Below are 21,476 nucleotides of genomic sequence, written 5' to 3'. Positions count from 1 at the left end.
CCCGGCTAACGACACCGGCCACCCAGTTAGCGGACGCCGGGGGGCTCCGGGGGGTCGTCCCCCCGGGAAAAGCGAAGGATCCCCGGGAAGGGCGAACGCCCGACCAGGGGATCCCAGATCCGTAGCGGGGGCAGGATTTGAACCTGCGACCTCTGGGTTATGAGCCCAGCGAGCTACCGAACTGCTCCACCCCGCGGTGATGTCTTAACTGTATGGGGCTGGGGGTGGTTAGGCAAACCGGTTGCGGCCGGCGCGGGGGCTTGGAGGGCGGCGGTGAGCATGGCGGTGAGGTCGGCGACGAAGGCGTCGTGGTCGAGGAGGGAGCTTTCTTCGGTGCCTGGGCGGGTTCGGCCGGTGCGGTCGGCGAGGGCGGCGGTGAGGAAGGCGATGAACATGGCGATGCGTTCGAGGGCGAGGGGTTCGGGGAGGCGGGCGCGGCAGGCGGTTTCGAGGGTGTGCAGTTGGTGGTTGAGGCGGGTGCCGTGGAGGACGGGTGGGGGGCGGTGGTCGCGGATTCCGGCGCGTCCGGCGAGTTGGGCGGTGATGCGGAGGAAGTCGCGCCCTTCGAAAGTACGGAGTTCCGCCGCGGTGGGGTGGACGATGGCGGCGACGGTGGCGTGGAGGTCGGCGGGGTCGAGGGCGGTGGTGCGGGCGGGTTCCATGCGGGCGACGCCGGCGCGGAGGATGGCTTCGAGGAGTCCGGCGCGGGAGCCGAAGTGGTAGGTGATGGCGGAGTCGTTGCCTTGTCCGGCGGTGGCGATGATGTCGCGGGTGCGGGCGGCGTCGATGCCGTCGGCGGCGAAGTGGTGGGCGCCGGCGCGAAGCAGCCGTTCTCTGGTGGCCGTTGCGTCTTTGGGCACGGAATGATACTAACAGGGGGCGTTAATAACGACGCCTGTTAGTACCGGAGGCCCGCGCCATGGCGGACGTGTACGACCCGTTCGATCCCGGATTCCAGGCCGATCCCTATCCCGCGTACCGGCGGCTCCGCGACGACGATCCCGTCCATCGCCACGCGGATCCGCCGTTCTGGGCGCTGTCCCGCTTCGATGACATCTGGGCGGCGACGCGGGACGCGGGGACGTTCTCGTCCGCGCAGGGCCTGACGTTCTATCCGGACGAGATCGGCACGCTCGGCCTGGCCCCGACGATCGTGATGCTCGACCCGCCGCGCCACACGGTGCTGCGGCGCCTCATCAGCCACGGTTTCACCCCGCGCCGGACGGCGGCGCTCGAAGACCTGCTCCGCGAGTTCGTCCGTTCCCGGATCAGGCTCATGGAGGAGATGACGGCCGACGGCGAGACGCCCGACCTGCACCGGGACTTCTCCTCGCCGCTCCCCACGTTCGCGCTGGCGCATCTGCTGGGCGTCCCGGAGGCCGACCGGGCGCGGTTCGACCCGTGGGTGACCGCGCTGACGACCCTGCAGGACGACGGCTTCGACGTGAAGGCGATGAAGGGCGGTGCGGCCGAGGCGGTGGCCGAGATGTTCGCCTACTTCACCGACGTGATCGCGGCGCGCCGGGCCGATCCGTCCGACGACCTGATCAGCGCGCTGACGGCCGCCGAGGTGGACGGGGAGCGCCTCACCGACTGGGACGTCCTCGGCTTCTGCTTCGTCATGGTCGCGGGCGGCAACGACACGACCGGCAACCTGGTCTCGCACGCCGTGGCGCTCCTGGACGGCGACCACGGCCAGCGTGAACGTCTGGCCGCCGACCCGTCCCTGATCCCGAACGCGCTGATGGAGTTCCTGCGTCTGGAGGGTTCGGTGCAGGCGCTCGCCCGCACGACGACACGGCCGGTGACGCTGCACGGGACGGAGATCCCGGCGGGCGAGAAGGTGATGATGCTGTTCGGGTCGGCGAACCGGGACGAACGCGAGTTCGGCCCGTCGGCGGGCGAACTGGACATCACCCGTGAGATCCCGCGCCACCTGGGTTTCTCCAGCGGCGTGCATTTCTGCATCGGGTCGCATCTGGCCAAGCTCCAGGCCCGCGTCGCCCTGGAGGAGCTCTTGCGCGCCCACCCGAACGTCGGCGTGGACCTGGAGCAGGCCGAACGGATCTCGTCCCCGTTCACCCGTGGCTGGGTGACCCTCCCGGCCACGGGCGTCGGGAGCGCCTAACCCATGTGCGGGTACCGGTAGTCGGTCGGCGGGACGAACGTCTCCTTGATCGAGCGCGGCGACGTCCAGCGCAGCAGGTTGAACACGGACCCGGCCTTGTCGTTGGTGCCGGACGCCCGCGCGCCGCCGAAGGGCTGCTGACCGACGACGGCGCCGGTGGGCTTGTCGTTGATGTAGAAGTTGCCGGCCGCGTACCGGAGGACCTCGGCGGTGTGCGCGGCGGCGGCCCGGTCCCCGGCGATCACGGCGCCGGTCAGCGCGTACGGCGACACCGATTCCATCTGGGCGAGCATCTCCTCGTACCGCCCGTCCTCGTAGACGTGGACGCCGAGGATGGGGCCGAAGTACTCGTCCCGGAAGATCTCGTTCTCGGGGTCGCCGGACACGAGGACGGTCGGCCGGACGAAGTACCCGGCCGAGTCGTCGTAGGTTCCGCCGGCCACGACGTCGACGCCCGGGTCGGCGTGGGCCCGGTCGATGGCCGCCTTGTTCTTGGCGAAGGCCCGCTCGTCGATCACCGCTCCCATGAAGTTGGCCAGGTCGGCGACGTCCCCCATGGTGAGCCCGTCGACCTCGGCGGCGAGTTCCTCCTTGAACCCGCCGTCCCAGATCGACCGCGGGATGTACGCCCGCGACGCGGCGGAGCACTTCTGCCCCTGGTACTCGAAGGCCCCGCGCACCAGCGCCGTCTTCAGCACCCCCCGGTCAGCGGAAGGATGGGCGACGACGAAGTCCTTCCCGCCCGTCTCCCCCACGAGCCGCGGATACCCGCGGAACGTCTCGATGTTGTTCCCGACCGTCTTCCACAGGTGCTTGAACGTCTTCGTGGACCCGGTGAAGTGAATCCCGGCGAGGTCGGGATGCGCGAGCGCCACGTCCGACACGGCCAGCCCGTCACCGGTCACCAGGTTGATGACGCCGGGCGGCAGCCCGGCCTCCTCCAGGAGCCGCATGAGCAAAACCGCAGAGTACGTCTGCGTCGGCGACGGCTTCCACACGACCACGTTGCCCATCAGCGCGGGCGCGGTCGGCAGGTTCGCGGCGATCGCGGTGAAGTTGAACGGCGTGATCGCGTAGACGAACCCCTCCAGCGGACGGTGGTCGGACCGGTTCCACACCCCCGGCCCGCTGATCGGCTGCTCGGCGAGGATCCGCCGCGCGTAATGCACGTTGAACCGCCAGAAGTCGACGAGTTCGCACGGGCTGTCGATCTCCGCCTGCTGGACGGTCTTGGACTGCCCGAGCATCGTCGCGGCCAGCAGCGTCTCCCGCCACGGCCCGGACAGCAGGTCGGCGGCCCGCAGGAAGATCGCGGCCCGGTCGTCGAACGCCAGGGCCCGCCATGCCGGGGCGGCCTTCAGCGCGGCCTCGACGGCGTCGCGCGCGTCGTCCCCGGTCGCGGTCCCGAACGTCCCGAGGACGGACGCGTGCCGGTGCGGCTGCACGACGGCGACCTTCGTCCCGCCGCCGAGCCGCCGCTCTCCCCCGATCGTCATGGGCAGGTCGATCGGCGCCTCCGCGGCGAGCCCGGCGAGCACGGCCTCCAGCCGGGCCCGTTCGGCGCTGCCCGGGGCGTACCCGCGCACCGGCTCGTTCACCGGCGGCGGAACATTGGTCACGGCGTCCATGAAAGGGAACCTCCTGGTCAGCGGGAAACGAACGAACGGAGAAAGAAGACGAGGTTGGCGGGCCGCTCGGCCAGGCGCCGCATGAAGTAGCCGTACCAGTCGGCCCCGTACGGGACGTAGACGCGCATCCGGTGGCCCGCCGCGAGCCGCCGCTGCTCGGCCGCCCGGACCCCGTAGAGCATCTGGAACTCGTAGGAATCCGGCGGCCTCCCGGCGGCCAGCGCCAGCGCGATCTCGATCATCCGCGGATCATGGCTGCCGACCATCGGGTAGCCGTCGCCCCGCATCAGCGTCCGCAACCCTCGCGCGTAAGCGAGGTCGACTTCACGCCTGCCCTGGTAGGCGACCGACGCGGGCTCCGCGTAAGCGCCCTTGACCAGCCGCACCCGCGCCCCAGCCAGTTCCCGGAGGTCGCCCTCGCTGCGCCGCAGCATCGCCTGGATCGCGACGCCCACCCGCGGGAAGTCGACGCGGAGCTTGCCGAAGATCTCCAGGGTCGAGTCGACCGTCGTGTGGTCCTCCATGTCCAGGGTGACCGTCATCCCGGCCCGCCCGGCCGCGGCGCAGATCTCCCGGGCGTGATCAAGCGCGAGATCACCGCCGAGCGCCCGTCCGAGGGCCGACAACTTCACCGACGCATCGGCACCACCCGCGAGCCCCTGCTCCCCCAGAGCGGAGAACATTTCCAGATACGCGTCCCTGGTCGCCTGCGCCTGCTCCGGATCCCTGGTGTCCTCCCCCAAATGATCAAGAGTGACCTCCAGCCCGTCCGCCCCCAGCTCCCGGACGACGCCGACCGCACTGTCAAGATCGTCCCCGGCGACGAACCGGTCGACGACACCCCTGGTCAGGGGCACGGAAGTCACCAGATCACGTACCCGCCCGCTGCGCGCGGCCGCCAGGAGAACAGAACTGACCACCGGAACCTCCAACGCCGAAGCACACCTCGCACGTTAGGAGGACTCCACCCCCGCCCCGTATAGTCAAATGCCACTTTCAGGCACCGACTTCTTCATACAAACGTACGAAGGACACTCCGATGGACCTCCAGGAGATCGCGGAACACGCGGCAGACCTCCTCCGCGCCCCCGCCACTCTGGAGGACCGCGACTTCCACCTCGTCGCCTACGCCGCCCACGGCGACACCATCGACCCCGTCCGGGTGGACTCGATCCTGCACCGCCGCGCGACCGACGCCGTCCGCGCCCGTTTCGAACGCCACGGCATCGCCCGCGCCACCGGCCCCGTCCGCATCCCGGCCGATGTCTCGCTGGGCCAGCTCGGACGCCTGTGCCTGCCCGTCCGCTGGAACAACGTCACGTACGGCTACCTCTGGCTCCTGGACGACCAGGAGCGCATCACCCCCGCCCAGGCCGCCCGCGCGATGCCCCTCTGCGACCGCGCCGCCCTGCTCATGGCCCGCCAGGCCAGGGAACGCGACGACCTCGGCTGGAAGGTCGCCGACCTCCTCTCGACCCACCCCGACGCCCGAACCCAGGCGGCCGACGACCTGACGAGCGCGGGAGCCGCAGATCCGCCCTTCACCGTCGCGGTCCTGCGCACCCCGACCGCCGAACCCCTCAACCCTTGGCTGCTCCCCCACTCCGTCCTGACCACCTTCTGGCAACGCGACCACATCCTGCTGATCCCGGCCACGGCTTCAGCCCCCACCACCATCGACCGTGCGCGCCATCTCCTCGAAGAGCACGGCGCCCCCGTCCAGGCCGGCGTCCACTCCCCGTGCCCGACCCTCGACCACGTCCACGAGGGCTGGCTCCGCGCCCGCGTGGCCGCCCGCACCGCCGCCCCCGGCGAAACCCGCCACTGGACGTCCCTGGGCGTCCTACGCCTCCTGCGCACCGCAGGCGACGAGGCCCTGACCCAGTCGACCCAGACCCCCGGCACGCACCGCCTGCTACAGAACCCGGAACTGGCCGAAACGGCCCGCACCTACCTGGACCTGGCCGGCAACATCCAGAAGACGGCCCAGACCCTGAACATCCACCGCCAGACCCTCTACCACCGCCTGCGCCGCATAGAGACCCTGACGTCCCTGACCCTCACAAACGGCCAAGACCGCCTAACCCTCCACCTGGCCCTAACCCTCGCCCCCCACCTGGCCCCGCCAAACAACCACAAGGCCCCACCCGAAACCTGAGCCGAAAACCCCATGGCGGCACCGACAACAACCAAGCCGCCCGGCAAGACGGAGACCCATAAACCTCAGAAGCTCAACAACACCCTCACCACGACATGGAGCCAACGGATCTAAACCGGGCGCGCCATGACAGGAACGGGCCCTGCAAGCCCGGGGCGGCCTACGGGGGAACCCAGGACCGGGGCAGAGCCCAAGGCCGAGGAAAGGTATGAACCCCAAGCCCAGGGGGGATAGGGGCGGAGCCCCAGGGGCGGGCGGGTGGGGGATGGCGGAGGAACCGGGGGGCTCCGGGGGGTCGCCCCCCGGAAGACGGCGAAGGGGCCCGCGGGAAAGCGCAAAGCGCGCTGACCACACGAACCCCAGGACCCGTAGCGGGGGCAGGATTTGAACCTGCGACCTCTGGGTTATGAGCCCAGCGAGCTACCGAACTGCTCCACCCCGCGGTGATGGTTCAAGTCTATGGCATGGCGAGGGGTGGTCTGGTCGTGGTGGGGCGGGTGGGGCGGATTATTTGGTGCAGGCGGGGACGTCGCCTTTGCCGGAGTTGATGGCGTTGATGGCGTTGAGGGTGCCTTGGAGGGTGTCGGCGCGGACGAGGCGCAGGCCGTCGGGGCGGGCGGTGCCGGCGTCGGCGCAGTTGTCGGCGGGGGTGAGGAAGATCGTGGCGCCGGCCTGGCGGGCGGCGATCATTTTCTGCTGGATGCCGCCGATGGGGCCGACTTCGCCGTCGGGTGTGATCGTTCCGGTGCCGGCGATGAATTTGCCTCCGGTGAGGGGGCCGGGGGTGAGTTTGTCGATGATGGCGAGGCTGAACATGAGGCCGGCGGAGGGGCCGCCGATGTCGCCGACGCTGATGTCGATCTTGAACGGGAACTTGTACTGGTCGGAGAGGACGATGCCGACGACGGGGCGTTCTCCGGAGGGGTCGGCGACGGTCTTGATGGTGGCCTTGTACTCCTTGCCGCCGCGCTTGTAGGTGAGGGTGACCGGTTCGCCGATCTTGCTGTCGTCCATGCTGCCGATGATCTGGGAGACGCCGGTGACCTCGGCGCCGTTCAGTGCGGTGATCTCGTCGCCGGGCTTGAGGACGCCGTCGGCGGGTCGGCCTTTCTGGACGTTCTCGATGACGACGCGGGTGGTGATGGGGATGCCGAGCTGGCGCAGGGCGGCGGCTTCGGCGCTCTGCTGGGAGTTCTGCATCTGGCGGGTGTTCTCTTCGTCGATCTGCTTCTGCGACTCGTCCTCGGGGAAGATCGTCTCTTCGGGGACGATGGAGGTGTCGCCGGCGAGCCAGCCGCGCAGGGCGGTGAACAGGTCGATGCGTCCGCCGGGGCCGCCGCGGTAGGTGACGGTCGTGAAGTTGAGGTGGCCGGTGGCGGGGTAGATCTCGCGGCCGTCGATCCGGATCAGCGGCTGGCCCTTGTCGTTCGTGCCGAGGGTGTTCTGTGTGGGCCCGGGCATCAGCGCGACGTACGGCACCGGCATGGCTGAGCCGACGACGGCGAGCACGAGAATGATCACGCTCGCGACGGTGAGCGTGGCGGCACGACGAGACATGCCGGAAACTCTATGCGGTCGGGGCGCTCAACAGGCCCCGACCCATTCGTCGCCGCCGTCGGCGAAGGTCTGGTGCTTCCAGATGGGGACGTGCGCCTTGAGGTCGTCGATGAGCCGGCGGCAGGCGGCGAACGCTTCGGCTCGGTGCGGGCAGGAGACTGCGACGATGACGGCGATGTCGCCGATCCGCAGGTCGCCGACGCGGTGGACGGCGGCGAGGGCGAGGACGGGGTAGTCGGCGGCGACCTTCTCCGCGACGGCGCGGAGTTCCTGTTCGACGCTGGGGTGGGCGCTGTAGGCGAGGCCGGTGACGGCGCGGGCGTGGTCGTTGTCGCGGACGGTGCCGGCGAAGACGGCCACGCCGCCGGCGCCGGGGGCGCCGACGGCGGCGAACACCTCGTCGACGGACAGGGGCGCGTCGCGCACGCCGATCAGCCGGATGACGCCGTCCGTGTCGGGGCGGTCTCGGTCAACAACGCGTCCGTCAACACCGTCGTGGCTCACGCTCCGCAGGCTACCCCTCTGCGGGGGCGGCGGGTTCGTCCGGTTCGAAGGTGGCGGCGAGGGCTTCGGCGAGGGCCGGGACGAGGTCGGGGCCGGTGAGGACTTCGTCGTCGGTGTCGTGGCGGCGCAGGCGGAGGGCGGAGTGCCGGGCGCCGTCGCGCAGGACGCCGACGACCATGCGCACGTCTTCGCGTCCCGGGTGGGTCGCGGCGAACTCGGCGGCCTCGGCCTCGTCCTCGGGGATGTCGTCCTCGACTTCGGGGGGCAGGACGACGCGTTCCATGACGAGGGCGCAACCTTCGACGGCTTCGGGCCAGGCAATGGAGGCGAGGGCTTCCTCGACGGCGTCCCGATCGGGTAGGGCGGGCTGTTCGAGTGCGGCTAGAGTGTCCGCATCCGGGGGCAGGCCGAGCTGGTCGGCGAGGTCGGGTTCGGCTCGGCGCAGTTCGGTGCTCCGGACGAGGGCGTAGAGGCGCGGGGCGCTGTCCCAGCCCTCCTGCGCCGAGTGACGTTCAAGGTCCAGCACGACTTCTTCCAGAAGACTCACGGGGCCATCTTTCCCACATTCGACACGGGTAGGTGCGGGAACCCCCGCGTGAGTCGGTAAGTTGCATCTACAGCACCGGCGGGCGGCCGGTGGGCGAGATCTCGATCGGAGGGGCCTCTTGACCTTCCGGACTCCCGGTTTCGGGCGCCGGCTCGGAACCGGACGGACACGGCTGATGCTGCCGATTCTGGTGGTGTTCGCGGTGTTGCTGGTCGTGTTCATGGTCTTCACGGCGACGTATACGAACCTGCTCTGGTACCGCTCCATCGGCTTCTCCGACGTCTACACGACCCAGCTTCAGGCGAAGGTGGTGCTGTTCTTCGGGGCGGCGCTGCTGATGACGCTGGTGGTCGGCGCGAACGTGGCGGTGGCGTACCGGCTGCGGCCCGCGTACCGGCCGCTGTCGGTGGAGCAGCAGGGTCTGGAGCGCTACCGGGCGGTGATCGATCCGCGCCGGCGGCTGATCGCCTGGTCGCTGCTGGGGCTGCTCGGGCTGCTGACCGGCTCGTCGGTGGCGGGGCAGTGGCCGGTGTGGCTGGCGTTCCTGAACCGGACGCCGTTCAACGTGGAGGACCCGCAGTTCCACAAGGACATATCGTTCTACGTCTTCACGTACCCGTTCCTGCGGCTCGTCCTCGGCGTGGTCTTCGCGACGGTGATCCTGTCGATCGTCGCCGCGGTGATGGTGCATTACCTGTACGGCGGGCTGCGGCTGCAGGGTCCCGGTGACAAGGCGAGCCCGCCCGCGCGGGCCCACCTGTCGGTGCTGTTCGGCGTGTTCATCCTGCTGAAGGCGTTCGCCTACTGGTTCGACCGGTACGGGCTGGTGCACTCCGAACGCGGGGTGGCGAGCGGCGCGTCGTACACCGACGTCAACGCGCTGCTGCCGGCCAAGACGATCCTCGCGGTCATCGCGCTGCTGTGCGCCGCGATGTTCTTCGGCAATCTGCTGCGCCGGGGCATGATGCTGCCCGGCGTCGGGTTCACGCTGCTGGTGCTGTCGGCGATCCTGCTGGGCGGGGTGTACCCGCTGCTGATCCAGCAGTTCCAGGTCAAGCCGGACGAGCTGGCCAAGGAGCGCGAGTTCATCACGCGCAACATCGAGGCGACCCGCGCGGCCTACGGGGTGAACGGCGCGAAGGTCGTCCCGTACGGGCAGGAGCCGGTCACCGACGAGAAGAAGCTTCAGGAGGAGGCCGACAAGCTCGGCGGCGTCCGCGTGCTCGACCCGAACGTGGTGGGCGAGACGTTCCAGCAGCTTCAGCGGATCAGGCCGTTCTACCAGTTCCCCGACACCCTGGACGTCGACCGTTACAAGGTGGACGGCAAGCTGGTCGACACGATCGTCGCGCTCCGCGAGCTGTCGGGCGCGCCCGAGGGTCAGCGCAGCTGGGTCAAGGACCGCATGGTCTACACGCACGGATACGGGTTCGTGTCCGCGTACGGGGACCGTTTCGCCAACGGCGGCGTGCCCGACTTCGTCACCAAGAACATGCCCGTGTCCCCCGACCAGAAGATCAAGCTGGAGCGGCCGGAGATCTACTTCGGGGAGCGTTCGGCCGCGTACTCGGTGGTCGGCGGACGCGGCCAGCAGGAGCTGAACTACCCCGACAACAGCGCGTCGGGGCAGCAGAGCAGCAACTATGACGGGCAGGGCGGCGTCCCGATCGACTCGTTCTTCAACAAGCTGCTGTACTCGGCGAAGTTCCAGGACAAGAACCTCCTGCTGTCCGGCGCGATCAACGAGAACGCCAAGCTGCTGTACGACCGCTCGCCGCGGGAGATGGTGCAGAAGGCGGCGCCGTGGCTCACGCTGGACGGCGACCCGTACCCGGCCGTGGTCAACGGCCGCATCCTGTGGATCCTGGACGGCTACACGACGTCCAACAGCTACCCGTACTCGGCGGAGATGAGCCTCGCGGAGGCGACCCGCGACACCATCACCGACACGCGGTCGGCGGTGGCGCGGCAGGCCGACGACCACATCAACTACATGCGGAACTCGGTCAAGGCCACGGTGGACGCCTACGACGGCACCGTGCACCTGTACCAGTGGGACGAGAACGACCCGATCACCAAGACGTGGATGAAGGTGTTCGACGACACCGTCCAGCCGCGTTCGTCGATCCCGCCCGAGCTGGAGGCCCACTTCCGCTACCCGCTGGACCTGTTCAAGGCTCAGCGGACGATCCTTGCGAAGTACCACGTGACGGACCCGTCGGCGTTCTACAACGGCGAGGGCTTCTGGGAGGTGCCGCAGGACCCGGCCAACCAGGGCAAGCGGCAGCCGCCGTACTACCAGAGCCTGCGGATGCCGGGCCAGGACGCCGAGTCGTTCTCGCTGACGACGGTGTTCAACCCGCGTGACAACCCGCAGCTGGCCGCGTTCATGGCGGTCGGATCGACACCGGGCAAGGACTACGGGCAGATCCAGGTCCTGCAGATGCCGCGCAACGCGCAACCGGCGGGACCCGGTCAGGTCCAGAACTCGTTCGAGACGGACACGCAGGTGAAGGCCGACCTGTTCGCGTTGAGACAGGGCGGCACGAAGACCGTGCCCGGCAACCTGCTGACGATCCCGTTCGGGGGGAGCCTGCTGTACGTCGAGCCGATGTACACGAAGGCCGCGGGCGGTGCGGAGCAGCAGCCGTACCCGATCCTCGGCAAGATCCTGGTGCGGTACGGCGACAAGATCGCCGCCGCCGACACCCTCGACGACGCGTTGAAGCAGGTCCTCGGCGGCACGAGTACGGCACCGCCGCCGGAGACGCCACCGGACGACGAGGGCGGCGATCAGCCGCCGCAGCTGAGCGCGGCGGCGCAGAAGGCGATCGCGGATCTGCAGAAGGCCGTGACGGACTACGAGAGCGCCCAGAAGAACGGGGACTACCCGGCGATGGGCGACGCCTGGAAGCGGATCAAGGACGCGCAGGCGGCGCTGGCGGCGGCGGGACAGCCCGCGCCGGCGGCCTCGCCGAGCCCGTCCGGTTCGCCCAGTCCATCCGGTTCGCCGAGCGCGACACCATCGGGAAGCTGAGACAAGGCGCCCCAGAGCCCGCTCCCGCCGCTGATGCGGCAGGGGCGGGCTCTGCGGTGTCGGCCCCGGTGGGGCCGGCCCCGGTCACGCCCGGCTCGATCACGCCCGGCTCGGTCACGCCCGGCTCGGTCGGGCCGGTGTCAGCGGCGGCGTTTGCGGGCGCGGCGGATGGCGGCGGCCGCGCCGATCGCGGCGACGGTGGCGCCCGCGGCGGTCGCCACGGTGGCCTCCTTGCCGCCGACGCGGCGTCCGACGACGGCGTGCCGTCCCGCGGTCTCGTCCATCACGGCGCGCAGCGAGGCCGCGTTGTCGTGGAGCGGTTTCCAGCCGGCGGCCCGCAGCCGCGCGCAGTCCACGACCCACGGGTAGGCGACGTAGTGCAGGTCGGTGGCGGGCACCGGGGTCATGCCGAGGCGGTGCAGCCGCTGCGCCGTCCCGAACGTGAGGGCGGCGGGCAGCTCGAAGGTGCGCTTGCCGGTGATCTCGGTGACCTCGTCGGGGCCGAGCCAGCCTTCGCCGCCGACCGCGACGGGCCCGGTCACCTCGCAGGTGACGACGACGTCCAGGGCGGACGCGAGGTCTTCGATGTGGCAGAACTGCCAGCCGGGCGTGCTGCCCTTGACCGACAGCAGCCGCGGCGCCTCGAAGTGGCGGGTGACGAAGGTGTCCACGCCGGGCCCGGCGAGCGCGGCGGGACGGACGACGGTGACGTCCAGGCCGGGGTGGGTGACCGGCGCGGTCGCGGCGAGCTCCTCCATCTCCAGGTGGTCGCCGGCGATGCTGGCGTCGGCCTCGGCGAGCAGCGGCGCGTCCTCGGCGAGCGGCACCTCGTTGCCGGGCCCGGCCCCGTACACCATCGCGGACGTGACGAGGACCACGCGGCGGACGCGGGCGGCCGCGGCGGCGGTCACCACGGTCTGGGCGCCGCGGACGTTGTGGGTGCGGCGGGCGCGGGGGTCCACGTCCGGGGAGTACTCGACGTCCAGGTTGACGATCACGTCCACGTCCGAGAGCCGGCCCGAGAGCAGCGGGTCCCGGATGTCCACGACCCGCCATGTGACCCCAGGCACGTCGCCGCGGTGCGCGTCGATGGCGACGACCTTGCGGATCTCTTCCCTGTCGGCGAGCCGGGCGGCCAGCAGCCGCCCCGTGCCGGTGGCCGCGCCGGTGACGGCGACGACCGGGCCCTTGCTACGCCGAGGGCGAACCTTGCCCGTTGCCACGGGGGTGCCCCCTTCCTTGAGTACGCGACCTTGCCGGAACCGGCTAACGTTGCGGATATGAGCCCATCATGCATCCCAGGGGCGATCCGATGAGTGACACTCCTTTCGGCTTCAACCGTCCCGGCAACGGTGACGACGACGACCGGCCCCAGGATCCATTCAAGGGCATGGGCGGCGACATGGCGCAGTTCGCCGACATGCTGCACCGGTTCGCGGACATGATCGGCGGCCAGGGTGCGGGCGGCGCGGGCGGCGGCCCCCTGAACTGGGATCTGGCCAAGAACATCGCGCGGCACCAGGTGGTCGAGCAGGGCGACCCGTCGGTCGTCGACGCCGAGCGCCGCCAGGTCGAGGAGGCGCTGCGCCTGGCCGACCTGTGGCTGGACGAGAAGACGACGCTGCCCGCCGGAATCCGGACGCCGCAGGCGTGGAGCCGGTCCGAATGGATCGAGCAGACCCTTCCCGTGTGGGCGAAGGTGTGCGACCCGATCGCGACCCGCATGGTCGAGTCCATGGGCGGCGCCCTCGGCGGCGGCGAGATGCCCGCCGACATGCAGGCGATGGCCGGCCCGCTGATCGGGATGGTCAAGCAGATGGCCGGGGCGATGGTCGGCGGCCAGGCCGGGCAGGCGCTCGGGGCGCTGGCCCGCGAGGTGACGGGTTCGGCCGACGTAGGCCTGCCGCTGGCGCCGGACGGCGTCGGCGCGCTGCTGCCCGCGGGCGTCGAGGCGTTCGGCTCGGGCCTGGAGGTCTCCGGCGACGAGGTCCGGCTGTACCTGGCGCTGCGCGAGGCCGCCCACCAGCGGCTTTTCGCGCACGTCCCGTGGCTGCGTTCGCATCTGCTGGGCGCGGTCGAAGAGTACGCGCGCGGCATCACCGTCGACCTGTCGGGCATCGAGCAGGCCGTCCAGGGCCTCGACCTGAGCAACCCGGAGGCCCTCCAGGAGGCGCTCGGCGGCGAGATCCAGCTTCAGCCGGAGGAGTCGCCGCGGCAGAAGGCGGCGCTGGCCCGCCTGGAGACCACCCTCGCGCTCGTCGAGGGGTGGGTCGACACCGTGGTCAACGAGGCTGCGCAGGGGCGGCTGCCCGGTTCGGTGAAGCTGGCCGAGGCGGTGCGGCGGCGGCGCGCGACCGGCGGCCCGGCGGAGCGGACGTTCGCGACGCTCGTCGGTCTCGAACTGCGGCCGCGCCGGCTGCGCGAGGCCGCGACGCTGTGGCGGACCCTCACCGACGTGCGCGGCACGCAGGGCCGTGACGCGGTGTGGGACCATCCCGACCTGCTGCCGACGTCCGACGATCTCGACGACCCGGACGGGTTCGTGCACGGCCGCGACGAGATCGAGGGCCTGTCCGACCTGGACCTGTCCAGGCTCACCAAGCCGGACGAAGACGAGCCCGGCAAGCCGGACGACAAGGGCGAACACCCCGGCGGGGGCGATGAGCCCGGCGGGGACGGTGAGCCCGGCAAGGACGAGGGCCCCGGCGGGGACGCGGGCCCGGACGACGGCGGGCCCCGCGCATGAGCCGGTCGCGTGAGTCGCGCGTGAACGGCTGCCGGTACGCGCCGGGGTCGTCCACGAACGCGATCAGGCGGCGGGTCGCGCGCGCGAGCCTGTGCTGGCACCGGCCGGTCGACCAGGAGCGCCGGCGCCGCCGCCCCGCGAACTCCCGCTACCCCCGCATGGGCCGTACGTGAGGCGGACGCCGGGCAGGGGGCGCGGGCGGCAGGACGCGGAGTCCGGCGGTGAACGCCCGGACGCGGAAACGGGGTCCTCGACGCCGCCCGCCGATCCGGCCGCCGGGGAGCCTCAACGGGAGTCCACGGGCGCGACGTCCCATGGCGTCCGGCCTCTGGGTGCGCGTTCGCTGATTCCGGGGTTCCTGTACGCGGACGCCGTGCGGGTCCTGTCGTCCTGGCAGGCGCCCGATCCCGGGCAGGAGAAGGCCCGGCTGGAGTTCCTGCGGCACCTGGAGGAACATCCGGCGGACGGGATGTGGCGGGAGTGCGCGGCCGGGCACATCACCGCCAGCACCGCGGTGCTCGACGCGTCCCGGACGCGGGTGCTGCTGACCCTGCACGCGAAGGTCAAGGCGTGGCTGCAACTCGGCGGGCACTGCGAGCCGGGCGATGTCACACTTGCGGGCGCGGCGCTGCGGGAGGCGACGGAGGAGTCCGGCATCCGGGGTCTGCGGCTGCTGCCCGAGCCCGTCCAGCTGGACCGGCACCAGGTCCGCTGCCATCCGCAGGGCACCTGGCATCTCGACGTCCAGTACGTCGCGATCGCCCCAGAACGCGCGCGGCACCAGGTGAGCGACGAGTCCGACGATCTCGGCTGGTTCCCGGTGGGCGATCTTCCCGAGCCCACCGACGACGCCGTCCGGGCCCTGGTCGCCCGCGCCGTCAAGAGCTGAGCGGGTGGCCTTCGAGCAGCGCCCGGGTGTTCTCCCAGCCTTCCAGCCCCGGATCGAGAAGCCGCAGGTCACCGGCGGTGCGGAGGCGGTGCCAGGCGGGCCCCTGCGGGACCAGGCCGGGGCGCGGGGCGGCGGCGCGCAGCCGGGCCAGCGCGTCGGGGGTGTCGAGATCGACGTCCTGGAGGGCGCCGGCCAGCCATTCCGGGAGGGGCAGCCGCGCGGCCAGGGCGACCAGCCCGTCCGGCTCCGTGGCTCCGTCGGCCTGGCAGGCGGCGGCGGGGGCGCTGCCGACGGCGCGGAACAGTTTGCCGATCAGCAGCGGCGGCAGGTCGGGGGCATCCGGCGCGACGAGCGCGGCGGCGTCGGCGCCGAGGGCGTGCAGGGCCGCGAACGCGCCCGCGAGGGTCGCTTCCCGGACGATCGGCGTGCCGGGCCAGGTCACGGCCTCGGCGTCCGGCTGGTCCGGTGGGTCGAGGACGAGGGCGGACGTCACCAGTTCCAGCCCGGCGACGACCTCGTAGGTGTCTTCGAGCATGGCGAGCCGGAGCTCGTCCGGGTCGATGCCGGGCGGGACGTCCGCCTGCCGGGCGGGCCGCGACAGCACCGCGGCGAAGCGGGACGAGGCCCCGTCGACCGCCGTCACCCGCGCCGGGGCGTCGGTCACCCGGCGACCTCGTGCGGGAACTCGCCGCCGGTGTGCAGGCCGTCCCCGTGGTGGATGTCCCCCGCGCCGGACCCGCCGACGACCTCGCCGTCGGGCGCGTCCGCCTCGAGGGGCAGGTGCGCGGCGGCGGCGACGCCCTCCAGGTAGCCGCGGGCGCGGTCGGCCTTCGGGTAGTTGCCGACCAGCTCCCAGAAGTCGGCGCCGTGCCCGGGGATGAGCAGGTGCGCCAGCTCGTGGACGAGGACGTAGTCGACGACCCAGGCGGGCATGCCGCGCAGGCGGGTGGACAGGCGGATGGTGCCGTCGTCGGGGGTGCACGATCCCCAGCGGGTGCGCTGGTTGGCGACCCAGCGGACGCTGACCGGGTCGGCACGGCCGTCGAGGTAGCGGCGGGACAGGTCCCGGGCCCGCGCCTGCAGGTCGGCGTCGGTGGGCCGCCGTCGGCGTTCGCGCTCCTCGAGCCGCTCAAGGATGGTCGCGATCCACTGTTCCTCTTCGGCCTTGCTGAGCCTGGACGGAACCATCACCACCACCTTGTCGCCGTCGCGGTAGGCGGACACGGTTCGCCGGCGCCTGGCGCTTCGGCGGACCTCAACGTTAGGGGGCACGCCTGAACCGTACTCGAAATTTTGCGCCCCCCATAGGGGGTGTTTGATGTTAGCGCAGGTCAGACCCTATGTTTTAACGAGCCGTTCAGGGGTACGCCAACCGCGGGCGATGGTGTGCCCGCGTGTGTCATTCGCCGGTGAATCGCGGGCTGCGCTTCTCGCGCTGTGCCGTGAGCCCCTCCAGCATGTCGGCGGACGACATCGTGACCGGCTGCGCGAGCGATTCCCAGCGCAGCGCCGACTCCATGTCGGGGTGGCCTCCGTTCGACAGGGCGACCTTGGTGAGCCGGGTCGCGACAGGTGCCTGCGCGGCGACCCGTTCGGCGACGGTGAGCGCCTCGGCCAGGACGTCTTCGCGCGGGACGGCGCGGTTGACCAGTCCGTGCCGCGCGGCCTCGTCGCCGGTGAGGGCCCGTCCGGCCAGCAGCATCTCGCGGGCCAGCGGCAGCCCCGCCACCTCGGGGAACAGCCAGGTCGCGGCCATTCCGGGGTGCAGTCCGAGGGCGGTGAACGGGGCGAGGAGCTTGGCGTCGGACGCCGCGTACCGCAGGTCGCAGGCGAGGGCGAGGCACAGCCCGGCGCCGACGGCGTGCCCGTTGATTGCGGCGATCGTCGGGACCTCAAGGCCGCGGACCGTCAGCCACGTCCGGTAGAAGGTCAGCATCCGGTCGCGCAGGGCGGGGACGGCGACGGCGTTGGTGTCGGCGAGCCAGGAGAGGTCGCCACCGGAACTGAACGCGCCGCCCGTCCCGGTCACCACGACGCAGCGGACCCGCGCGTCGGCGCGGAGGTCCTCGATCGCCGTCTTCCACGCGGCGGTCATCTCGTCCGACATCGCGTTGCGGCGGCCGGGATCGTTCAGCGTCAGGACGGCGATGCCGTCGGGGCGTCGTTCGACCAGCAGCACACCGGAGGACTCTTCGGACATGGCCCGCACCGTACCGCGCGCGCCGCGGCGCCCTCTCCGCCGGGGCCCCGGAAACAGGGCCTTCCCAGGCCCGGCGCCTTCCGCGGGCCCCCGGGAAGCCCGGAACGTGCCCGTCACTCGGCGTGAGAAAGCGCACACTTACCACATTGTTGCAGGTCACAGCCGTGCGCCGGTTCGGGGGCCGACGATAGTCCCCGGTGATTGTGGCGTGAACGACACTCGATCACCGACAATGGTCCGCGTGAGCGATCTTCCCCGCCGCGCGGTGACGCGGTCAGCAAAGCTGGCGTCCCTCCCCATCGGCTTCGCGGGTCGCACCGCACTCGGCATGGGAAAGCGCACCTTCGGCAAGCCCGCCGAGGCCGTCGCGACGGAGATCCAGCAGCGCACCGCCGAGCAGCTGTTCAAGGTGCTCGGCGAGCTCAAGGGCGGGGCGATGAAGCTCGGCCAGATGCTGTCGATCTTCGAGGCGGCGCTGCCGCCGGAGATCGCCGGCCCGTACCGCGCGACGCTCACCAAGCTGCAGGAGGCCGCTCCCCCGCTGCCCGCCGGCACCGTCCACAAGGTCCTGGCCGAGTTCCTCGGCGAGGACTGGCGTGACTACTTCGCGTCGTTCGACGACGAGCCGGCCGCCGCCGCGTCCATCGGCCAGGTGCACCGCGCCGTCTGGCACGACGGCCGCGCCGTCGCCGTGAAGGTGCAGTACCCCGGCGCCGGCAAGGCGCTGATCAGCGACTTCAACCAGCTCGCCCGGCTCGGCCGGATGTTCGGCGTGCTGATGCCCGGACTGGACGTCAAGTCGATGCTCGCCGAGCTCAAGGAGCGGGTGGTCGAGGAACTCGACTACACGATCGAGGCCGAATCCCAGATGATCTTCCGGGCGGCCTACGCGGACGACCCGGACTTCTACATTCCCGAGGTCATCGCGCAGGACGGCAACATCCTGATCAGCGAGTGGATCGACGGCACCCCCCTCTCGAAGATCATCAGCGATGGCGATCCGGAGACCCGCAACCACGCGGCCCTGCTGTACTGCCGTTTCCTGCTCTCCGGGCCGAAGCGGTCCGGGATGCTGCACGGCGACCCGCACCCCGGGAACTTCCGGCTGCTGGACGACGGCCGGCTCGGCGTCATGGACTTCGGCGCCGTCGACCGCATCCCCGGCGGCTTCCAGGAGCGGCTCGGCCTGCTCCTGCGGATCGGCACGATGGCCGACATCGACGAGATCGAGCAGGCGCTGCGCCGGGAGGACTTCATCCGCGAGGGCGTCGAGATCGACGCCGAGTCGCTCCAGGCGTTCCTGGCCCCGGTGACCGAGCCGTTCGTCACCGAGACGTTCAAGTTCAACCGCGAGTGGCTGCGCGACATGGCCGTCCAGGTCACCGACCTGCGGCCGTCCAACGTCGTCCGGCAGCTGAACCTGCCGCCCGACTATGTGATCATCCACCGGGTGCTGTCGGCGGGCACCGGCGTGCTGTGCCAGCTGGACTGCGAGATCCCGGCCCGCGCCGAGTCGCTGAAATGGGTGCCCGGCTTCGCCGACGACGAGGACGGCGAGCTCGTCTCAGGCTGAACCCGAAGGAAACAAAGCTCAGCGGGGCCCCGCGCACTGATGTGGTGCGCGGGGCCCCGCTCTTCGCGCGTCCGGTGAAGTGGGCCACCGGGCGCGCTCCAGCCGCCCGCGGGGAGGCACGCCGTCCGCCAAACCATCCAAAGAAGGACGGACGGCGGCCTGCGACCGGCGCGGGCTCGAAGCCTGTGAGGGCTCGGCGCCTGCGCGGGCTCAGTGCCGGTGCGGGCTCGGCGCCCGGCCGTACGTCTCGCCCGCCGCCGGCGCCGCCGGTGCGAGCAGGACGCGCCGCACCCGTGACGCCCTGGTCCGGGCGTCGCGGCGCGCACGCCGCAGCACGCGGACACGGGCCGCCAGGTCGTCGGGCACGGCCCCGGGTATTCGTTCGCTGGACGGGTTCTGGCCGGGCAAGGTCTTCTCGTCTTCACTGGGGACCTGCGCCGTGCAGATCTCCCGCGGCTGAACGGTCATCATCGTGTTCCCTCCCGGCGCCCGGAGGCGCGGTCCCCGCGCGGGGGCCGCGCCTCCGGGGTTGCTGCGGTCGTGTGCCGGCGTGCTCACACGGTCACTTCGTCCGGCCGCGGGTGCTTGCGCGGACGGCCACGCGGCCGCTTGCGCGGGACGATCACACCGCGGACGAACAGCTCGCCGCCCCAGACGCCCCAGGGCTCCTTGCGCTCGAGCGCGCCTGCGAGGCACTCCCTGCGAAGCGGGCACTCCAGGCACAGGGCCTTGGCGAGCTCGACGTCGGCGGGAGCCTCGGCGAAGAACAGCTCCGGGTCGGTCCGGCACGGAAGAGTGAGGTCCTCCTCGCTTACTGCGAGTGCCCCCTGCATCACAGTCACCCTTGTTCCTCTCGTTGGATCTCAACGGGCGTGTCAGTGGGTTGTCTGGGCAAAGAAGAAGGCCGCGGATCCGGTTGGGATCCGCGGCCTGGGGGCTGTGCCGGCCTATTCGCTAGGCCGGTCGCCTCCAGGGATACGGACCCGACACGCCACCCTTGACGGTGACGCCCACGTGGGCCGTGGCCGGAGCCGGGACGCTCGTGCCCTCAAGAAGGTGTTCGAGGACACTTCGCCCCTGGTCGTCCTGGATTCGCTGCGCAAAGTGCAGATCACGCAGATTCGCGCCGCGCATGCTCCGCATGCCGCGGGAATCGCGCAGTCGCACGCCGGACGCCGCGGAATACGCGGCGGGGCCATCGGGGATCGAGACGCCAGGGCAGGCGGCGGTCCAGGACGACGCGGATTTGAACAACGTGCTGATCACCGGACTGCACACCACCTTCCTGGCTACTCGGGCCGCACCGGCGGATTCAAGATCCACACCGGCGGGCCGGTTGATTGCTCGCGTTCGAGCGTACGGGGACTCCGCAGAATCAACAAGATATTTTTGACCTGCGGTTTTGTGGGTCACTTCACCCTTTTCCCGCGGAACCCGCGCCGTCCGGGAAGCGTCGAACACTCCCGGGAGACCCGCAGATCACTGCCGTGGCGAGTCCGCGACCCGGACGAGCCCCTCCTGCATCACGGACACGACAAGTTCCCCCGACCTGGTGAAGACCTGGCCGCGGGCCAGCCCCCGCGCACCGCCGGCGAACGGGGTGTCCTGGTAGTACAGCAGCCAGTCGTCGGCGCGGAACGGCCGGTGGAACCACATCGCGTGGTCGAGGCTGGCGCCCATCGTCCGCTTGTCCCCCCAGGCCAGGCCGTGGTTGAGCAGGACGGTGTCGAGCAGCGTCATGTCCGACGCGTAGGTCATCAGGCACACGTGCAGGAGCGGGTCGTCCGGCAGTTCGCCGTCGACCTTCAGCCACACTTTCGACTCGGGGGTCGCCAGCGACGGGTCCTTCGCCGCCTCCCACGTCAGCGGCGTCGCGTGCCGGATGTCGAACGGCCGCCGCGTCACGAACTCCCGCGCCCCGACCTCCCCGAACAGCGGCGTCAGGCGCGCCAGGCCGTCCGGCAGCGTCTCGGGCGCGGGGGCGTCCGGCATCCCGGCCTGGTGGACGGGCCCCTCCTCGGGAATCTGGAACGACGCCGACAGCGTGAAGATCGCCTTGCCGTGCTGGACCGCGGTGACGCGCCGCGTGGTGAAGGACCGGCCGTCCCGGACCCGGTCGACGGTGTAGACGATCGGGACCAGCGGATCGCCCGGACGGATGAAGTAGGCGTGCAGGGAGTGGACGGGCCGGTTCGCGGGCACGGTGCGCCCGGCGGCGACGAGCGCCTGCCCGGCCACCTGGCCGCCGAAGACGCGCTGCCGCCGCTCCTCAGGACTGCGGCCGCGGAAGATGTCGTTCTCGATCTGCTCGAGGTCCAGCAGATCCAGCAGTTCCTTCAGCGATTCCTTCACGGCCGCCAGTCTTCCGTATCCAAGGGTGTGAGCAGGGTCTCATCCCCCGCCAACCCCCGACCGGCCAAACCTCCCCTGCTCACACACCGCACAGCCCAACCCCTTCGCCGGACCGGCCGAGGTCGCCCTTGCTCACACACGCACACGCCGAGAAACA

General features: G+C 71.1%; 20 protein-coding genes and 2 tRNA genes. 7 read left to right on the top strand and 15 right to left on the bottom strand.

Annotated elements, in window-relative coordinates; translation table 11 throughout:
• Positions 1 to 122: 122 nt before the first annotated feature.
• Together AB0C35_RS18190 and AB0C35_RS18185 are read right to left on the bottom strand one after the other, a co-directional pair.
• A tRNA-Met gene (locus AB0C35_RS18190) sits at positions 123 to 196 on the bottom strand.
• Positions 174 to 860 carry a TetR family transcriptional regulator gene (locus AB0C35_RS18185; RefSeq protein WP_358456873.1) on the bottom strand — a complete coding sequence of 229 codons (687 nt, stop codon included), beginning with the start codon at positions 858 to 860 and terminating at the stop codon, positions 174 to 176. Before AB0C35_RS18185 ends, AB0C35_RS18190 begins: the two co-directional genes overlap by 23 nt.
• 59 nt (positions 861 to 919) lie before the next feature.
• On the opposite strand from AB0C35_RS18185, the gene AB0C35_RS18180 reads away from it, so the two are divergent.
• Positions 920 to 2,128 carry a cytochrome P450 gene (locus tag AB0C35_RS18180; RefSeq protein WP_358456870.1) on the top strand — a complete coding sequence of 403 codons (1,209 nt, stop codon included), beginning with the start codon at positions 920 to 922 and terminating at the stop codon, positions 2,126 to 2,128.
• Here the strand turns inward: AB0C35_RS18180 and pruA are convergent.
• Positions 2,125 to 3,756, bottom strand: coding sequence for an L-glutamate gamma-semialdehyde dehydrogenase (pruA, locus tag AB0C35_RS18175; RefSeq protein WP_358456867.1), 1,632 nt, complete (start codon positions 3,754 to 3,756; stop codon positions 2,125 to 2,127). The two genes, AB0C35_RS18180 and pruA, sit on opposite strands and share 4 nt — an antisense overlap.
• A 17-nt stretch (positions 3,757 to 3,773) precedes the next feature.
• Positions 3,774 to 4,676, bottom strand: coding sequence for a proline dehydrogenase family protein (locus AB0C35_RS18170; protein WP_358456864.1), 903 nt, complete (start codon positions 4,674 to 4,676; stop codon positions 3,774 to 3,776).
• A 119-nt stretch (positions 4,677 to 4,795) separates the two neighbouring features.
• Between AB0C35_RS18170 and AB0C35_RS18165 the strand changes: the two genes are divergently transcribed.
• Positions 4,796 to 5,914 carry a helix-turn-helix domain-containing protein gene (locus AB0C35_RS18165; protein ID WP_358456862.1) on the top strand — a complete coding sequence of 373 codons (1,119 nt, stop codon included), beginning with the start codon at positions 4,796 to 4,798 and terminating at the stop codon, positions 5,912 to 5,914.
• Positions 5,915 to 6,283: 369 nt separating this feature from the next.
• Here the strand turns inward: AB0C35_RS18165 and AB0C35_RS18160 are convergent.
• The 4 genes from AB0C35_RS18160 to AB0C35_RS18145 all read right to left on the bottom strand — a co-directional run bounded on the left by AB0C35_RS18160 (position 6,284) and on the right by AB0C35_RS18145 (position 8,522).
• Positions 6,284 to 6,357 (bottom strand) — tRNA-Met (locus AB0C35_RS18160).
• Positions 6,358 to 6,421: 64 nt separating this feature from the next.
• Complete coding sequence (locus AB0C35_RS18155; RefSeq protein ID WP_358456859.1) at positions 6,422 to 7,471, bottom strand: PDZ domain-containing protein; 1,050 nt, start codon at positions 7,469 to 7,471, stop codon at positions 6,422 to 6,424.
• Between the two features lie 27 nt (positions 7,472 to 7,498).
• Entirely contained in the window at positions 7,499 to 7,912 is a 414-nt protein-coding gene (locus AB0C35_RS18150; protein ID WP_358456883.1) for a molybdenum cofactor biosynthesis protein MoaE, read from the bottom strand.
• A 73-nt stretch (positions 7,913 to 7,985) separates the two neighbouring features.
• A complete protein-coding gene (locus AB0C35_RS18145; protein WP_358456857.1) occupies positions 7,986 to 8,522 on the bottom strand; it encodes a PPA1309 family protein in 537 nt (178 codons plus the stop codon).
• A gap of 175 nt (positions 8,523 to 8,697) precedes the next feature.
• Between AB0C35_RS18145 and AB0C35_RS18140 the strand changes: the two genes are divergently transcribed.
• Positions 8,698 to 11,559: a UPF0182 family protein gene (locus AB0C35_RS18140; RefSeq protein WP_358456854.1), complete on the top strand. Its 2,862-nt coding sequence runs from the start codon at positions 8,698 to 8,700 to the stop codon at positions 11,557 to 11,559.
• Between the two features lie 140 nt (positions 11,560 to 11,699).
• Here the strand turns inward: AB0C35_RS18140 and AB0C35_RS18135 are convergent, their stop codons facing one another.
• Complete coding sequence (locus AB0C35_RS18135) at positions 11,700 to 12,782, bottom strand: NAD-dependent epimerase/dehydratase family protein (RefSeq protein ID WP_358456851.1); 1,083 nt, start codon at positions 12,780 to 12,782, stop codon at positions 11,700 to 11,702.
• A gap of 89 nt (positions 12,783 to 12,871) precedes the next feature.
• Here AB0C35_RS18135 and AB0C35_RS18130 point away from each other — a divergent pair, with 89 nt between their 5' ends.
• The 3 genes from AB0C35_RS18130 to AB0C35_RS18120 all read left to right on the top strand — a co-directional run bounded on the left by AB0C35_RS18130 (position 12,872) and on the right by AB0C35_RS18120 (position 15,194).
• Positions 12,872 to 14,305, top strand: coding sequence for a zinc-dependent metalloprotease (locus AB0C35_RS18130; protein ID WP_358456848.1), 1,434 nt, complete (start codon positions 12,872 to 12,874; stop codon positions 14,303 to 14,305).
• The gene (locus AB0C35_RS18125) at positions 14,302 to 14,478 is read left to right on the top strand and encodes a hypothetical protein (RefSeq protein ID WP_358456845.1); all 177 of its coding nucleotides are present in this window, start codon (positions 14,302 to 14,304) and stop codon (positions 14,476 to 14,478) included. Before AB0C35_RS18130 ends, AB0C35_RS18125 begins: the two co-directional genes overlap by 4 nt.
• 200 nt (positions 14,479 to 14,678) lie before the next feature.
• Positions 14,679 to 15,194, top strand: a complete 516-nt coding sequence (locus AB0C35_RS18120; protein ID WP_358456881.1) for an NUDIX hydrolase — start codon at positions 14,679 to 14,681, stop codon at positions 15,192 to 15,194.
• Here the strand turns inward: AB0C35_RS18120 and AB0C35_RS18115 are convergent.
• From AB0C35_RS18115 to AB0C35_RS18105, 3 genes are all read right to left on the bottom strand, one after another.
• The gene (locus AB0C35_RS18115) at positions 15,184 to 15,858 is read right to left on the bottom strand and encodes a hypothetical protein (protein WP_358456842.1); all 675 of its coding nucleotides are present in this window, start codon (positions 15,856 to 15,858) and stop codon (positions 15,184 to 15,186) included. The two genes, AB0C35_RS18120 and AB0C35_RS18115, sit on opposite strands and share 11 nt — an antisense overlap.
• Positions 15,855 to 16,466, bottom strand: a complete 612-nt coding sequence (locus tag AB0C35_RS18110; protein ID WP_358456839.1) for a M48 family metallopeptidase — start codon at positions 16,464 to 16,466, stop codon at positions 15,855 to 15,857. The genes AB0C35_RS18115 and AB0C35_RS18110 overlap by 4 nt, the downstream gene beginning before the upstream one ends.
• 127 nt (positions 16,467 to 16,593) lie before the next feature.
• Positions 16,594 to 17,394 (bottom strand): enoyl-CoA hydratase/isomerase family protein, encoded by an 801-nt coding sequence (locus tag AB0C35_RS18105; RefSeq protein ID WP_358456836.1) that lies wholly within the window; start codon positions 17,392 to 17,394, stop codon positions 16,594 to 16,596.
• A gap of 241 nt (positions 17,395 to 17,635) precedes the next feature.
• Between AB0C35_RS18105 and AB0C35_RS18100 the strand changes: the two genes are divergently transcribed.
• Complete coding sequence (locus AB0C35_RS18100) at positions 17,636 to 18,967, top strand: AarF/ABC1/UbiB kinase family protein (protein ID WP_358456833.1); 1,332 nt, start codon at positions 17,636 to 17,638, stop codon at positions 18,965 to 18,967.
• A 210-nt stretch (positions 18,968 to 19,177) separates the two neighbouring features.
• On the opposite strand, the gene AB0C35_RS18095 is transcribed toward AB0C35_RS18100, so the two are convergent.
• The 3 genes from AB0C35_RS18095 to tesB form a co-directional block, all read right to left on the bottom strand.
• On the bottom strand, positions 19,178 to 19,435 hold the full coding sequence (locus AB0C35_RS18095; RefSeq protein ID WP_358456830.1) for a hypothetical protein: 258 nt from the start codon (positions 19,433 to 19,435) through the stop codon (positions 19,178 to 19,180).
• Between the two features lie 86 nt (positions 19,436 to 19,521).
• On the bottom strand, positions 19,522 to 19,800 hold the full coding sequence (locus AB0C35_RS18090; protein ID WP_132153763.1) for a WhiB family transcriptional regulator: 279 nt from the start codon (positions 19,798 to 19,800) through the stop codon (positions 19,522 to 19,524).
• A gap of 646 nt (positions 19,801 to 20,446) precedes the next feature.
• The gene (tesB, locus tag AB0C35_RS18085) at positions 20,447 to 21,319 is read right to left on the bottom strand and encodes an acyl-CoA thioesterase II (RefSeq protein ID WP_358456827.1); all 873 of its coding nucleotides are present in this window, start codon (positions 21,317 to 21,319) and stop codon (positions 20,447 to 20,449) included.
• Positions 21,320 to 21,476: the final 157 nt, after the last annotated feature.

It is taken from the genome of Spirillospora sp. NPDC048819, assembly GCF_040650055.1.
GTDB lineage: Bacteria > Actinomycetota > Actinomycetes > Streptosporangiales > Streptosporangiaceae > Spirillospora.
The sequence above is the reverse complement of the archived record's forward strand: the minus strand, read 5'-3'. Positions and strand labels throughout refer to the sequence as shown.